The organism is Gottfriedia sp. NPDC056225 (assembly GCF_042267765.1).
Taxonomy (GTDB): Bacteria; Bacillota; Bacilli; order Bacillales; family Bacillaceae_G; genus Gottfriedia.
Genome location: NZ_JBHJTJ010000042.1, coordinates 21402 through 36835, shown reverse-complemented (window position 1 = coordinate 36835; position 15434 = coordinate 21402). Strand labels below are relative to the sequence as shown.

Here is a 15434-nt window from a genome sequence, read left to right as displayed (position 1 = left end):
TCGTGCTGTCTGGTTAAATTTCGCAGGTTTAGTAACTGTGCACCACGTTTTTTATGTGGCTCTAACTCTTCTTTGTAATACAGCTCGCAGAGGTGATACGCATCGATGACATCAGTCTTTACCTTTCTTAAACTTGAACTTTTAGCTCGATAAGAGATTAGTGGATTAATAACGATATAAATATAATTTAAGTTATCTAAGAACTGCATTACAGGTGAATGGTAATGCCCTGTTGATTCCATTATTAATACTGGTTTTGTGTTTGCTGTTTCTTCAATACTCTTTAAGAATTGAAGTAGCTGCTCAAAGCCTTCAACTGTATGTGAAATCTTAAAACTTCTTTTAAAAGGAGTCTTTCTATCTAAAAAAGCTTGTATTTGACTTTCTCCTTTTGCGACATCCAGACCAACTACTGGATTCATAAACTATCTCCTCCTAAAGCTATTAAATTTATCGGTTCCCCTAGTACTGCCTTATAGTGTCATAGGTTCGCTTGTTATGCGGGATCTTTGTCCCAACCAGCCCAAATCATGTTTCTATAAGTAGGGGGTAAACTGTTTAGTTGACGGGGTCTAAGCCCCACTGATGCTTCGTTCTGCCCCGACTACTTTAATCATAAGACCATAATAAAAATGGTCAACCAGTAAATAAAACTGGATGACCTTATAATACGAACTGATGCATTAGTTGTACACTTTGGAACTATAATAATTACATTTATTCATGAAATAAAGGAAAAGAGAGAAAAATGCAATTTGGAAAAATATTACTTTTATTAGGATTAATACTATTCGTTCTAGCGATACCTATAGCAAACTTGTTAGGAGGAATGGCTACTGGTGGACCCGATGTTCCTTGGTGGAAATTTTGGGAAGCATTCTTTATTGCTGAAACAATACCCATCCTCATGATACTAATTGGAATAGTTATTATGATTATTATAAGTTGGAGAAGAAGAAAAATTGAAGAAGATGATGGTTCTTATTGAACTAACTAATACTTTAGTTGAACAACAAGATCGGCTGTATAGTCGGTTTTTTTATTCAACAAAATGGCAGTTTAGTTATATAAGGAGAGGAATATAGGTGACTTGCAAGAGGCAGTTTAATTGAAATTGAAGTTTATAACAAATTTTAGAACACACTTGTTTTTAATCGAACGAACGTTTATTATTAACTCATGAGATTAAAAGATGAAAACAAACAAGAAGCAATTTTTCAAGCGACAATTCAACTTTTGAATGAGATTGGATTTTCCGATATTTCAATGTCGAAAATCGCCAAACGTGCTAAAGTATCAGCATCAACCATTTATGTTTATTTTGAAAATAAGGAGGATATGTTAAGCAAGCTATATACTAATGTTAAACAAAAATTAAGCCAAAAAGTGTTAGCTGGAATCAAGGATTCAATGCCAGTTAAAGTAGCTTTTGAACAGATACTTCGAAATCAAATTGAATTTATTTTTAGCCATAAAGAAGAATTTTTGTTTTTAGAGCAATTTAGTAATTCTCCATTAGTTAAGAATTTGTGTTTAGAAGATCCTAGTTGGATGTTCCAACCTTTATTTGATTTAGTTGAAAGAGGAAGAGAACAAAAACTTTTAAAAGAGTGCGATACTATGTTGCTTTTAGTGTTAACAACTGCTCCAGTTACTAACCTTGCTAAAATGCATTTTAATGGCGAATATGAACTAAATGAAATTAATATCAATGAGTTGATAAAAATGAGTTGGGATGCAATTAAATCTTAGTGTATCCCACTATTTTTCAATTAAAAATAAACGAACATTCGGTTATAATTGTAGTGTTTTACAATAAAAACTGTTTTTTGATTAAGATATAAATTCTAGATTACTGGAGGGAAGAGAGATGAAAAAGATATTAAACATAATAATAACGACCGTTATGTTAGGCTTTTTCGGATTTTCAATTTGGTACATTGCGTATCAAACACATTCACTCATAAATTTTTCGTCATATTGGATGATACAAGCGATCGTTGCAATTGGATTTATAGGTTCAATGGTTGTAATAGGTTTATCCGTTAAATCATCGAATCGAATAGTTAGTGCGCTTAACGTCATCGGAGGTTATATAATAACGTTTTTCGCTTATTTGTTCATTTTGTTAGTAATTCTTAATTTAATTCAACTTATATGGAATCTACCTTTAATTGAGAGTGGTATTACCGTACTGACCCTTGCATTAATTGTGACAGTTGTAAGTTCCTTGATGGGATCATCGTTTGTTGTTAAGGAATCTAACATTCAAATTACTGGGTTAAAGAAGGAATTATCAATAATGCATATTACAGATGTTCATCTTGGACATCATCGAGGAAAGGAATATCTTGTTAGGATTGTTAAGGAAACAAATGAAAGAAAGCCTGACTTAGTGCTTATTACCGGAGATTTGGTAGATGCTGAAACAGCACTTCAACCTGGCGTGTTAAATCCACTTTCTACTTTTAATGCACCTGCCTATTTCATTGAAGGGAACCATGAGAAATATGTTGGTAGTGATAAATCATTAAAGCTTATAAAACAGCAAGGGGTTCGTATATTGCATAACGAGGTTATTGAGACACATGACTTACAAATAATAGGGCTTGACTATATGAATGCAGACGAGAAAGCTTTTGATATGCATCCGTCTGATAATACAAATACCATAAAATCGGTTTTAGCAAATCTTTCAATTAATAGAGAGATACCATCTATTCTAATGCACCATAGTCCCGTTGGTGCTAAATACGCTGATGAAGCAGGGATCGATTTGATGCTTTCAGGACATACACATGCGGGGCAAATCTTTCCTTTCACCTTACTTTCAGAGTTGATTTTTCCTTACAACCGTGGGTCGCATGAACATGGAAAAACGAAAGTAGTTGTATCAGAAGGAGCTGGCACATACATGCTGCGAGGTAGATTAGGCTCGTCAAATCAGATCAATTTATTACATCTTGTTCCAAAGTAAAATGATGTAGTAAATCGTTTTACCAACTTAGAACAGCATAAATAGAACAAAAGCTTTGGTTTAGTGAAGTGAACATTATTAGGATTTTAGTTTTAATTATTAATAAACGAACATACGGTATTTTAATAAAAATTGGAGGAATTATCATGAAAAAAATTATACTCATCACAGGAGCAACTGACGGACTAGGGAAAGTGGCAGCTAAGGATCTAGCAAAGAAAGGACATACGGTGATCATTCATGGGCGTAACAAAGAAAAAGCTCAGGCATTATGTAAGGAAATTAAGACCGAAACAGGCAATAAAAATGTAGATACAATCATTGCAGACTTACTTTCATTTACTGATGTTAAGCGAATGGCGGAGGAATTCAAATCAAGATATGAAAGATTAGATGTGCTTATTAATAATGCAGGAGCGATGTTCGGTAAAAATCGAGAAGTCACAAAACATGGTACAGAAAAAACAATGACTCTTAACGTGTACTCACCAATGCTTTTAACAGAACTATTAATGGAAGTCTTGGTAAAAAGCCCATCTGCGAGGATCATTAATACATCCTCTTCCATGCATAGACGGGCAGTAATGCCAGATTTCGATGATATGCAATTAGAAAAAAATTACAGCCCCACTGGTGCTTACGCTACATCTAAATTATATTTGATTTGGTTAACAAGGCATATGAAGTCTGAACTCAGAAAACAAGGGATTAGAAATGTAACTGCTAATGCGTCTCACCCTGGCGCTGCTGCGACACAATTCGGACAAAATGATGATAAAGGTTTCTTGGTTAATATGGTATTTAAGTCGGTATCAGTTTTGTCGAAGATATTCCCAACATTAGCTTCTGCAGAAAAAGGGGCAGCGACAACAATCTATTTGGCAACTTCCCAGCAAATAGAAGGTGTATCTGGTATGTATTTCGATAACAAAATGAAAGAGGAAAAGCCAGAGGATAAACATTATTCTATAGAAAACGAGAAAATTCTCTGGGATTCCTGTATGCAGGTTATCCATCCTTATTTGAATAAATAAATCTTAATATAAGAACTAATTGTTAAGGCACGTGAATACGTGCCTTTATTTATTTGCTGTTGTATAGGTCTAAGATTGTGAGTAAATGTTATTCAACTACCATGGGAGTACGATATAAACTTCCATTCACTGTTGTGAATCTGAGGATTCATGTATGGCTAACGCATGCATTAGTTGAACAATGATAGACTGCTTCGGTGGTCTTTTTAATGGGATTAATGACTTTAGTTACATAAGGAAAGACTGATTAAATAATAAATAGTATTATAGAAATACATTTAGCTAGCTTTAGGAGGGTAAAATGAACATTTCTAAACATAGATAATATAAACAAAGGTGCTAGTAAAAAAGAGGTTTGCGAAGTTGAACAAGAGATGCCAGTGGCGGAACTGTGTTTCTTATGTTACAAGGAAAAGAGTCGAGTCAATTAATAACTGTTGATGTTGGTGACATGAATCCAGCAAATGGAATTGTGCTTTCTCCTGATTTTTTGAATGGATAACTGAAGGATGCCAACTTCCAGAATAAAAAATTTAAAGGTGTTTTCTTATGTAACTGATCCACCTAATAGTTATAAAACATCGTTAATGAAAATATTAATAATGATACTATTAACATATATATCAACATATATGTTAACGATAATATTTGTAACGCAGCAGTCTATCTGTTAAATAAAAATTAAAATTTCACTTTTGAATACCGAATACACTGTTAGGTAAAGAAGTTAAATAATCAATGTGTTATTACCTTATTTTAAGTTACTCTAATGGAGAGGGAAGGGCTAAAGAAAAACTCTAACCAATTTACAGTGGTTAGAGTTTTGATTTTCTTGCTTTTTCTTTTAGCCAATTGAGCATCTTTTCATCGTTTTTCTTATTCTGTCGCTTATTTTCTTTCCGGATATACCGAGAAAGGGTTGTGTGAGCGATTCCCATTTCTTCTGCAGACTGACGAATACTCATATTTAAGGAATCAATCATCTCTTTCATGTTTTCTGGTGTAAGTGTTACCTCTATTGAAATGTTAAAATCGAATGATTGTTGCTCTGAACCTATTGTTGTTGGTTTGGGATCCATCTTTTTTTGCAATTCCAAAATAGGTATTTGTTTATCTAATTCGTATTCAACTGATGCAGCTATTTCACTTCTAGTAATTTCTGATTGTATTGTGAGAAGTTCTTCATTGCTCTGATATGCTATCTTTTCATAACTGAATTCTTCCATACGTTCAATTATTTTTTCATCAATTGTATAGTTCGAATTTACCAACAGTTTTTTTTGATTTTCCTTTACGACAATATCGGTTGGTAGAATGGTCAAATTGAGTTTAGACCAATAGTTTTGAAACCAGCCTTTTTTTCCGACTTGTTCTTCATTAACTGATTCCGTATAATCCCAACTTTTGATGACGCCATCTTTCTGTAATTCATCTAATACGTTTTCAAACTTGTCTCTCTTTTGTACTCCGTTGTAACGGGTAGAGATATCCATAACTTTTAACAGAGTTGATACTTTAAAGGCTTGCTGTAATGTACGTTTAATCGTTCGGATTTTCCATTGAAGGTTTAAGTATCGTGTTAATCGTTTGTGCTCACGTTGTGTGAAATGGCTATACTGAAAGACTTTTAGATCTAACAAACCAAGTGATCGGTTAGGACCATCTAAATAAGGAGTCAAAATAGATGTTGGTTTTACTTGTACAGCATAAATTCCTTTTGGTTCGCCAGATTTTTTGTCATACGCCACACGTATTTTTCCAATTTCAAACATTCTTTGAAAATCTTTGAACTTATAGAGCTCATTGTCCTGAATTTCTTGAGTATTTACCACTTTTACTTTTTGATCACCAAGTGATATCCAAATACTCGAAAGAGCAGCAACCCGTTTCATGATATTGAATCGATCCTCTTCACGAAAATCGAGCACTTGTCCTTTAGATGTACGCTTTTTTAGGTTTCTAAGTCGCAGGGCATCATTACTATGAAATTCAATATACCCGTCACTGCTTTTGGGTGATACCATCCATAAATAGGTAATTAAATCAAAAAGGTCCGCGGTCATTTCATCCAATGAATGGATGGTGGATTCAATCAACTCTAACCACATTTCTTGTTGATCAGAGGTTAAATCGATATTTTGTGATTCAAAAGGTCTAAGCTCGGCCAATCCTCTTACTTTTCCACGATTGTCTTTAATCTCTGTTGCCAAGTAGCCTTCTTCTCCTTCTTTAAAATCCTTTTTCTTTGTCACGATATCCCTCATCAGATGGTAGTCCATATCCATACTGGAATAAATATAATCACGTTTTAACACGTCATCAATTTTTTCTTCGTTTACGCTTCGTTTTACTTCATCATTGGGAAACTCGTGAATAAAGTGGCCAGCCAATATCACTTTGATGGTGTCCGCATATTTTTCAACTGCTTCATTTATCATTTGTTTTGTTATATATTTTTCAAAATATAAAGTTTGAGTAAATAAGAAAAATAATGCTCTAAAGCTTGGGCCCATTGCATTGCAGGGGGATTGGTACCTAACCTCATCTTCTGTCATACGATAGGCTTCCGTTTTCCATTTCTCAAGGATATATTGGCGATCTTGAAATAATCGTTTCGTTTCTTCAAATATACAAATTTTTAATATCTCGTAGTTTAAAATCTGATGATCTAGTATTGTTTCATATTTCACCTATAAGAACATCCTCTCGAAGTGCACCAAGAATCTGGTGCACTTTATTATATCTATTAATCTATTTTATCATAAAATGCACCACAAGATTGTTATAACATCAAGGATTTGTCACAAAATGAACAGAAAATGCACCAAATACTACACAGGTTCCGCTGAAATAGATAAAACGCACCAAATACTACACAGATTCGGCTGAAATAGATAAAACGCACTAAATATTACACAGATTCGGCTGAAATAGATAGAACGCACCAAATACTATACAGGCTCCGCTGAAATAGATAGAACGCACCAAATACTATACAGGTTCCGCTGAAATAGATAAAACGCACCAAATACTACATAGGTTCTGCTGAAATAGATAAAACGCACCAAATGTTACACAGATTCCGCTGAAATAGGTAAAACACACCAAATACTAGACAGATTCCGCTGAAATAGATAAAACGCACCAGATACTACACGGATTCCGCTGAAATAGATAAGACGCACCAAATAATACATGAGTTCTGTCGAAATTGAAAAAACGAATCAAATACTACAGATTCCAATGAAATAAATAAATCGGACCAAATACTACACAGATTCCACTGAAATAGATAAAACGCACCAAATACTACACAGATTCCGCTGAAATAAATAAAACGCACCAAATACTACACAGATTCTACTGAAATAGGTAAAACGCACCAAATAATACACAGATTCCGCTGAAATAAATAAAACGCACCAAAATGTATAGAAGAACTATTATTTTTTCTTATTCATAGTTTAAAATGTACATTTTAGTAATCAAGTAGTATTGTTCCAAAAGCTTCTTGTAAAAGATAAATCGGACCTATTGGGATTGAAATGTGTAAAACCATTCTTAGAAAGCTGATGCTAGAAGGAGAAAAGTAGAGTTGCTGATGTATCAATTTCAGAGTAGAGCGCTTTGCCCAAGAAGGGTATACCAAGTATGTAGAGAAATTCATAAACTAACGTAGCAATGATCGTCAAAATCCCTAAGACAACTCGGATAGTCTTTGATAATACATATGGAACCGTGTACCCTTAGACCGCCTATGCATGGTAGATCCATTAGATGTTTTTCCTTCCATCCTCCGACTTACTATGCTCGTTCCAATCGCTATAGTTAAGAGCTGGTTTCTATAATGGAGAAAATCGCTTTTACATAAGCCAAACATTAATACTGTTGGAGACACTATTAAATCTGATATTCTACTCATCCATGTGATACAAGCAAATTATGCCTTATTTTTATAAAAATGTTCTTTCCTTTAATGAGGAATAAACGAAATTTCACATACTGTAATTATTTACTGAATTTTTAAAACCAGTATTTAAGGAATTACATTGAGTAATGGTGAAAGCTACAAAATAAAAACTGCATCTAAGGCCGGGGACCTTATAATATTTGGAATGAAATTACACTATCTACCCACAATTTCTCTTTTAAGAATCCAAACTAATAAAGCCAGTAACAATAAATCATTTTATTGATTGGCAAAGGATATATTTGGCTATTTACTTGAGTTAAAGTATGTATGATTACAGATGTAATCAATGATAACAACTTTACTTTTGATAACGGTTGGTTCGTTAAGTGAAAAGATGGTGCAAATATTCTAATTAAAGAATTATCAAAAGTCATCTCTAAATAAAAAGAAGCTAGTAAATAGGACATCCTACTTACTAACTTTTTTAATTTTCTTAGATACTATTTTCATTCCGCTCTTTTGGTTTTTCAATTCCGCAAATGCTTTTGCAATTTCTTTCGAAACTCCTTGTTTTGTTACAGAATTCATTTACTCCACCCCAACTATTTTTTATTTAGTATTTCCATTGTAGAAAATTTTCATACAATTCCACTAAATTTCTGCTTTTTCAGTTCTAACTTGTACACCCCCATCGTATATATTTCACATGACACAATGACATTTTGACACTATAACCCTAACTTAACACTAAAAAACTAATTTTTTTATGAAAAAGAGAGGAGTGTTTCTGTGGATATATTTAACCCAATGTTTAATGAAAGTAAGAAGGGAAATAATCATACTATTCCTGCGAAACCTCAGCAGGTAAAAAAGGTTCGAAAAGAACGTTGCGATAAAAAGAAAGACATACGCATTCTATTAAAGCCAGAAATAAAACAACTGATTAAAAAATTAAGTTACCAATATAATACTTATCCAACAATTTTAACGACTGATATTCTTACTGAAGCTCTATATCGCATTAAGGAGTTTGATGAAGTCGAATACCCAATTGGGTCAAAACATTTAGTGGTAGCAAAACTAGACAAAGAGACGTTTAAGATTTTACAAGGCTATTGTGTTGAATGGGATTGCAGTATTCGTAAAGCAGCTCACAGGGTATTTGTAAATAGTTTAAGGAAAGAAGGACATTTTGTATGACGAGTATTTATAGTGATTTCGACGTAATTGGTTCAGAATTGGAATATTTAGAAGATAAAAAGCAGGGTTTCTTTTCATTTAAAAAGAAGGTTAAGCTTTACAAAGAATATCCATTTAAATTTGAGATACCATCTAAGGACTATTTACGAGCAAAAGTATTTTGTTCAGATGTCGAAGAACTAGCAGAATATAAATTTTCAATGGAAGATTTTATCACAATTTTATATGAAGACTTCATGCGTAATATTAGAAAAAATAATGGTGATCTTCTGAAAATGTACAAACTGATATCAAGTAGAGATAAACGATTACAATTACTTTCGGGTGGTAAACAAAAACATTTAAAAGAAGAATTTGTAGTTGAGGTATCATGTATAATCCAGAGGGAAGATGCGCTAAAATTTGAAGTTTTATTAATGGAGATTGAAGAAATTTATAACGTTTATTATTGTGTGGAAGATGTTTTAGAAATTTTGGTTTCAGACTTTATATATGAACTAAGTAATGGTAATTTAAAATCAATTATGACCAAAATCGTAAAATATTGGAACACTCCAATTGAAAGTTGATATTGGTTATGGAGGGATAAATTCACCAACTGATATTATCATTTTCCATAACCAATAATTGAATAACACTGATATAGTAAGTGATTACACTATTTTTGTTATTTATAATTAAAACGTCCATAACATGCAATTTTACTAATTTTATTATGCATTTTTGCTTTCACGAATACAATCATCCAATAATTGTTCAATTACTTCAATATCTTTATCTTTATAAATTAACATAAGAAATATCCACCTTTGATAACTTTTGTCTAGTTAGAGTATTCACATGAAAGGAGTTTGCTATTCATGAAAATTGAAGTGGAGTTTAAAGACGAAACTATAAAGAAATTAGAAGCATATGTCTCTTTTTATAATATAAATAAAAAGCTACTTGGAACGGATAAAGAAATTACGGTTGAAGATACGATTAAAGGTTCAGTAATGCTATATTTAAATACGCTAAACTTAAACTCCAGTCCATTAATCGAATCAAAAGGATTGATCATTAAATCAAAAATACCTTCAGTGTATAACAGAAAATCGCTAAGTATTATTAATAATGAAACTAAGATACCTAAAAGCACATTAAGCGGTATATTAAATGGAAGCTTACCTAGTTTAGAAAATTTCATACGTATTTGGTTATCAATAGGTCAACCTTCAATTCATGACTTACTCGATATCGAGATAAGATAAAAAAAGACAAGTTGTTCGACTTATCGAATAAATTTGTTTTTTTTTTTCGGTTTTTCGAATAGGACAAAAAATTGGATACATAAACATATCTCATAAGCAGCAAAACAGGAGGTGAGTCATAATGATCTCAACTCTTACAACAATATTAGGATTAATTCAAGCAACTGCCTTAATGACAACAATCGTTAGTACAATTGCTTCCGCTCTACATGCTAAGAAAGCAAAAGGAAGTGAAACGAATGGCTAAAAAAACAAGAATAAGTATCAAAGAATTCATGAATGACTACCGTAAAAAGAATAATTTACAGGAAGAAATGGAGAAAATTGATTTTTTTCTTCAAGAGACAAAGCAGGAGTCATTGAGGTTACCATGCAAAGACAAGAAAAAGATGAACAACATCCTACACATATTCAACGCAACTGTAATCAGCCTTTTCGCAACAACAACTCACGTAGCCGCATCCAGCACGTACACCCTACCAATGGAAGTAACAAATGGACTCCAGACGCTACAATTCACTTGTCTTGCAGTAGCCGGATCGATGGCAACACTTTGTCTCATGGTTTCTGGGATGCTAAAAATGCTAGGTCTTCAAGAGAAAATGTCGGGCTGGAATGCGAATATCCTAAAAGGGTTAATACAAGTAATGAGTGCTCCAGCCGTTATATTTGTGCTAGTAAGTATTCTAAAAATACTATTACTCCTAGTTCCAGGTTTCAAGAGCTATTAATAATCATTCGAAATTCAAAATTGAAATGGATTCCTGTTATGGTGTTTACGACAATACCACTATTAACTGGATTCTCAACAACTGAAAGTTCTACAATATTGCATTCAATTAGTAATCACGACCATTTCAATTTACTAAATTCATTAAACGATTTTTTTTCTAACATAAGTAGTAATCTTCACGATAAAACTTCTAGTCTTTTAGACCGCTTTGAATGGATACAAAACGGAAAAAAGATGCTTGAGCAACTAAATGAATGGTCGAAAAAGTACTCAGATAAAGATCCTTTAAAATCATTAATCATGGCTTTATTTTCGCTATTAGAAAAAGTAATTTATACCCCTGTTTTTCTATTTAATAATGCATATTTTACAAACTTACTTTTGAAATTTGGCGCTCTTAGTATGGGACTGATCACGAGTTTAACCATGCTAGAAGGGTTAAAGAGAATTTTAAACAAAAGTACAATGAGCTATCGTCAGCTCCTTCAACGATTACCTATTGTAATGGCATTGACTGGCTTTGCTCCGTTGCTAATCGTAGAGGGTATGAAGTTATTAAGTTATCTTACAAACTTAATCCTGCAATTTGGGGTTTCTTTAACAGAAAATGTTAATCCATTAGGAGAACGCCCTGTAACTGGGTTAATGGATACTATTTTATACGTAGCATTTGTAATTTTATTTGGCTACAACTTGGTTCCTATTCTATTGTCGCATGGTAGGCGCTGGTTTAATGTATTGTCGTTAACTTTGCTTACTCCAATTGCTATGTTAGGTTATCTATTTCCATCATTTCATCCATTCCATCAAAAATGGTGGGCTTCATTAAAGAAAAATTATTTATCTCAGCTTTATTATTCTTCATTTTTATCGGTCCTCAATATCATAATGTTTGGAATTAGTACACCTGATACGTATCAAGGAGTGTTTAGTAAGTTATTAATTTTATTAGGTGGGATACATGTCTTTAGTCAACCACCAGCATTTCTAAATAGTTATATGCAAACAAAACCTGATGTCTATTCTAGTGTGGCACAAGTTCAACGTAGTTTAGCTACTAACCCAACTGCATTGCTTTGGAAAGCATTTAGAAAACCAACTAAAGCAAAAACATAGGAGTGTGATTAAGGTGAAGTATTATCTAGGAGCTGCATTTAGAGAAAAGTATCCAAGATTAAAAGTGCAAAATAGCGATGAAATTCAGAATTACGATGTCATTTTAGTCTACGAAACAAAAAGAAAGAAGTTTGCGATTAATATTGGCAGTGATCATAATGTACCTTCTATCATGAAACAGGTTGGAATTGATTATGTTTGAAATGATCCTATTGATTAATACGAGTTTTATCATTTTGAACACTTTGTATTTGCTACATTTAGTGACTAAACGATTAAATAACTAGGTGATATCATATGAAATGTATTCCTTACGATGAAGTTTTAAAGAAGTCTTGGTATAGGACTGCTACTGGCGATGAACGAAAGGTTGTACATCATATTACGAAAAGTAGTTTAATCTCAAATGCTTATAGTAAGTGGGGGAAACAAGTTGACGGAGATGAAACTTCATATGAAGTAAAAGGGAGCTTTATCAATCCGCTGTCAGCTTGTTTACCCTTTTCTGTTCCTAATTGGCAAGAAGTGCAAGCCATACTAAGAGAAGGAGAAGGCTTAATCATTAGTGTTCATGCTAAAAGATGCCATATGAAGATGCAGCAACATTTATTAGACCTTTGTGATTTATTCATGAAGGGGATCGATACACCTTCTTTAATTCTTCCAATACGGATCGTTCAACGAAAAGTCATTGAGAAGATTAGTAGTAGTGAAAGAGCATTAATTGATGGTATGGAGGAAAAGGCAATAGGTTTACATTACCGCGTAAGTATCACTTTCTCCTGTTCTCCATGTGTCTTTCACCGATTACATAAGCTATTCGGTGAATGGAAAGTAAGGAAGGAAAGTAAATCTTCTAGTTTCTTTTATCTTAATAGTAATATCATGTGTGAAAATGAATTAAGTCAGTGGCAAATTGCTCCACAAATAAAGGGGGCCGTTCAACCGTTACTATTGCCTTATACACCAATCAAAAACACGTTTAATGACGTACAACAGGTGAATCTACCACCACAGTATTCAATTTTACCATTATCTAAATCAATCGAAATAGAAAAGACAGAAGATTACTCGAATCAAATTCTTACCGCTTTTAACTCTTTGAATAGTAAAGGCGGTATTTCATATCTTTCTATACAAATAGGTCCGACTTTGGATCAATATCATTTTCAGTTGAACAACCTAAAATATACTACTATCAGTAATTTAGCAGAAGACTTACGAGTAGCATTAGGCTTAACATACTTAAGTATAGAAGGAGGGAATAAACCAAATACAATTCGCATCTCAATTCAGCGGAAGGAGAGAAGTATAGTTACATTAGGAGACGCATTAAGTAAAACAAAAGAAGATTTATCAACTTACCAAGTACCAATATTCTTAGGAGTAGATATGTTAGGAAATCCAGTTTTCGATGATTTTGGAAGGATCTCGCATTTGCTCGTTGCAGGAGCAACTGGTGCTGGTAAAAGTGTTTTCCTTACTACCTTACTTGTATTCTTTCATGTCACAAAGAAACAAGAAGAACTATTGCTATATTTGATAGATCCTAAACAAGTTGAATTTTCACCTTTTGAAGATTCTCCACTAGTCGAAAAAGTAATAACTAAATCATCTGAAGCAATCAATTTATTAAATTCTTTAGTACTTGAAATGGAAAAACGATACGAATTGTTTAAAAAAGAAAAAGTTCGCAATATTATTCATTATCGTAAGAAAGGGCATATTATAAAGAACATCGTTGTCATAATAGATGAGTATACAGACCTTTTTCTATTTGATAAATCAGTTGAAAATTATGTCTGTTTATTAGCACAAAAAAGCCGAGCTGCAGGAATCTTTTTGTGTATTTGCACTCAAAGACCATCAGTTAATGTGGTATCAGGTTTAGTCAAAGCAAATCTCCCAAGTCGAGTTGTATTTAGACTTACTAGTATGCATGATTACAAAACCGTGCTGGATGGAAAGCCACCATTCGTACTTATGGGAAAAGGTGATAGTGTTGCTCAATTAGAAGGTAAGGAAAACTTTATGCGTATACAAAGCTGTCTTGTCGCCCCAACGGAAAGTGAAGTAGAAGCAATAATTGAGCAACTTGTCACTTCAAATAGCATTCAAGAAAAACAAAACTACTCATTGCCAATATCTAATACGCCACCTACAAAGAAGGAACTGGTATGGAAATTTATCAATCGTACAAGTGAAACTAGGCTACGTGCAATCTTAAAAGAAGTAGGTGGTGATATGGGAGAAATAGTTCAGATCATGAGAGAATTTGTTAGCGAAGGTAAATTGGAAGCTCCTTCTGGTAAAAATAGAAGATATAAAATAATTTAACATAAAAATGTAATGAGCTGACAATTGAAACAGCTCATTTTTTTTAGTCAATATTTAGGTAATTTTATTCCGGTATGGTAAACAAAAGCTTGCTATTGTGGCTATTGTCAAACTAGATAAGAAATCTGAAACAATGAATCTATACAGGCTTTTTTTATAGGGAATCTCTATAAAAGGGTGGACTGTAATTCGAGTTTTTCATACTGTTGTAGACCATTCCTAGTAATTTTATGATAATTTGAATAGTTATTAATTTTTGAGTAATACTAACTCCAATCTGATAATAATATCAGACAAATAATATTTATAAGGAGCTAAAATAATGGCAAAAAACTCTTCAAATCAATATGCTACACAAAATGCTTCATCCGCAATTGAGCAAATGAAGTGGGAAATTGCAACAGAATTTGGAGTACATTTAGGTCCAGATTCAACAGCTCGTTCAAATGGTTCAGTAGGTGGAGAAATTACTAAACGTTTAGTTCAAATGGCCGAACAAAGCTTAGGTGGGTATTCTGGATAGTATATAAATAAGTGTAATAAGAGAGAAGTTTCTATTTATTAGATAACTTCTTTTTTTGTTTAGTTATTTCCGATTTTTTATTTTTGGGGATCGCCGGGAATGAAAACAGAGATAGATGTAATGATGATACCAATCACATGGCTAATTAGAGAAAGTTTACACTTTTGTATAGGCTTGATGTGGAGAAAACACTAAGAATAGAGATACTGATTTAAGTTTATTTGTGAATCACTTCACTTAAACTAAATGGCAGTTTGGCTCAATAAGAAAAATTTAGAAATTATGTATTTTCTTAAAATTAGAATTCTGACAATTTACCATATAATAATAATTAAGAGTTTATATTTATAA

Annotated in this window: 15 protein-coding genes; 13 read left to right on the top strand and 2 right to left on the bottom strand. The window is 32.9% G+C overall.

Features of this window, described 5'->3' with window-relative positions; genetic code table 11:
- On the bottom strand, positions 1 to 422 hold a 422-nt coding region (locus tag ACFCYN_RS20285; protein ID WP_375951343.1), incomplete at its 3' end, for an IS110 family transposase.
- Positions 423 to 748: 326 nt separating this feature from the next.
- Between ACFCYN_RS20285 and ACFCYN_RS20280 the strand changes: the two genes are divergently transcribed.
- From ACFCYN_RS20280 to ACFCYN_RS20265, 4 genes are all read left to right on the top strand, one after another.
- A complete protein-coding gene (locus ACFCYN_RS20280) occupies positions 749 to 988 on the top strand; it encodes a hypothetical protein (RefSeq protein WP_375951342.1) in 240 nt (79 codons plus the stop codon).
- Positions 989 to 1179: 191 nt separating this feature from the next.
- Complete coding sequence (locus ACFCYN_RS20275) at positions 1180 to 1752, top strand: TetR/AcrR family transcriptional regulator (protein ID WP_375951340.1); 573 nt, start codon at positions 1180 to 1182, stop codon at positions 1750 to 1752.
- Positions 1753 to 1870: 118 nt separating this feature from the next.
- On the top strand, positions 1871 to 2977 hold the full coding sequence (locus ACFCYN_RS20270; RefSeq protein ID WP_375951338.1) for a metallophosphoesterase: 1107 nt from the start codon (positions 1871 to 1873) through the stop codon (positions 2975 to 2977).
- Positions 2978 to 3123: 146 nt separating this feature from the next.
- Positions 3124 to 4011, top strand: coding sequence for an SDR family NAD(P)-dependent oxidoreductase (locus ACFCYN_RS20265; protein WP_375951336.1), 888 nt, complete (start codon positions 3124 to 3126; stop codon positions 4009 to 4011).
- 815 nt (positions 4012 to 4826) lie between these two features.
- Here ACFCYN_RS20265 and ACFCYN_RS20260 read toward each other — a convergent pair.
- Entirely contained in the window at positions 4827 to 6701 is a 1875-nt protein-coding gene (locus ACFCYN_RS20260) for a hypothetical protein (RefSeq protein WP_375951334.1), read from the bottom strand.
- 2012 nt (positions 6702 to 8713) lie between these two features.
- Between ACFCYN_RS20260 and ACFCYN_RS20255 the strand changes: the two genes are divergently transcribed.
- From ACFCYN_RS20255 to ACFCYN_RS20215, 9 genes are all read left to right on the top strand, one after another.
- Positions 8714 to 9124 (top strand): hypothetical protein, encoded by a 411-nt coding sequence (locus ACFCYN_RS20255; protein WP_375951332.1) that lies wholly within the window; start codon positions 8714 to 8716, stop codon positions 9122 to 9124.
- Positions 9121 to 9693: a hypothetical protein gene (locus ACFCYN_RS20250; protein ID WP_375951330.1), complete on the top strand. Its 573-nt coding sequence runs from the start codon at positions 9121 to 9123 to the stop codon at positions 9691 to 9693. The genes ACFCYN_RS20255 and ACFCYN_RS20250 overlap by 4 nt, the downstream gene beginning before the upstream one ends.
- A gap of 291 nt (positions 9694 to 9984) precedes the next feature.
- Complete coding sequence (locus ACFCYN_RS20245; protein WP_172447935.1) at positions 9985 to 10374, top strand: hypothetical protein; 390 nt, start codon at positions 9985 to 9987, stop codon at positions 10372 to 10374.
- A 121-nt stretch (positions 10375 to 10495) separates the two neighbouring features.
- Complete coding sequence (locus ACFCYN_RS20240; protein WP_375951328.1) at positions 10496 to 10621, top strand: hypothetical protein; 126 nt, start codon at positions 10496 to 10498, stop codon at positions 10619 to 10621.
- The gene (locus ACFCYN_RS20235; protein WP_375951326.1) at positions 10605 to 11105 is read left to right on the top strand and encodes a hypothetical protein; all 501 of its coding nucleotides are present in this window, start codon (positions 10605 to 10607) and stop codon (positions 11103 to 11105) included. Before ACFCYN_RS20240 ends, ACFCYN_RS20235 begins: the two co-directional genes overlap by 17 nt.
- A gap of 38 nt (positions 11106 to 11143) precedes the next feature.
- A complete protein-coding gene (locus ACFCYN_RS20230) occupies positions 11144 to 12223 on the top strand; it encodes a hypothetical protein (protein ID WP_375951324.1) in 1080 nt (359 codons plus the stop codon).
- Between the two features lie 13 nt (positions 12224 to 12236).
- On the top strand, positions 12237 to 12425 hold the full coding sequence (locus tag ACFCYN_RS20225; RefSeq protein ID WP_172447932.1) for a hypothetical protein: 189 nt from the start codon (positions 12237 to 12239) through the stop codon (positions 12423 to 12425).
- A 95-nt stretch (positions 12426 to 12520) separates the two neighbouring features.
- Entirely contained in the window at positions 12521 to 14560 is a 2040-nt protein-coding gene (locus ACFCYN_RS20220; RefSeq protein ID WP_375951322.1) for an FtsK/SpoIIIE domain-containing protein, read from the top strand.
- A 322-nt stretch (positions 14561 to 14882) separates the two neighbouring features.
- Complete coding sequence (locus ACFCYN_RS20215) at positions 14883 to 15083, top strand: alpha/beta-type small acid-soluble spore protein (protein ID WP_172447929.1); 201 nt, start codon at positions 14883 to 14885, stop codon at positions 15081 to 15083.
- Positions 15084 to 15434: the final 351 nt, after the last annotated feature.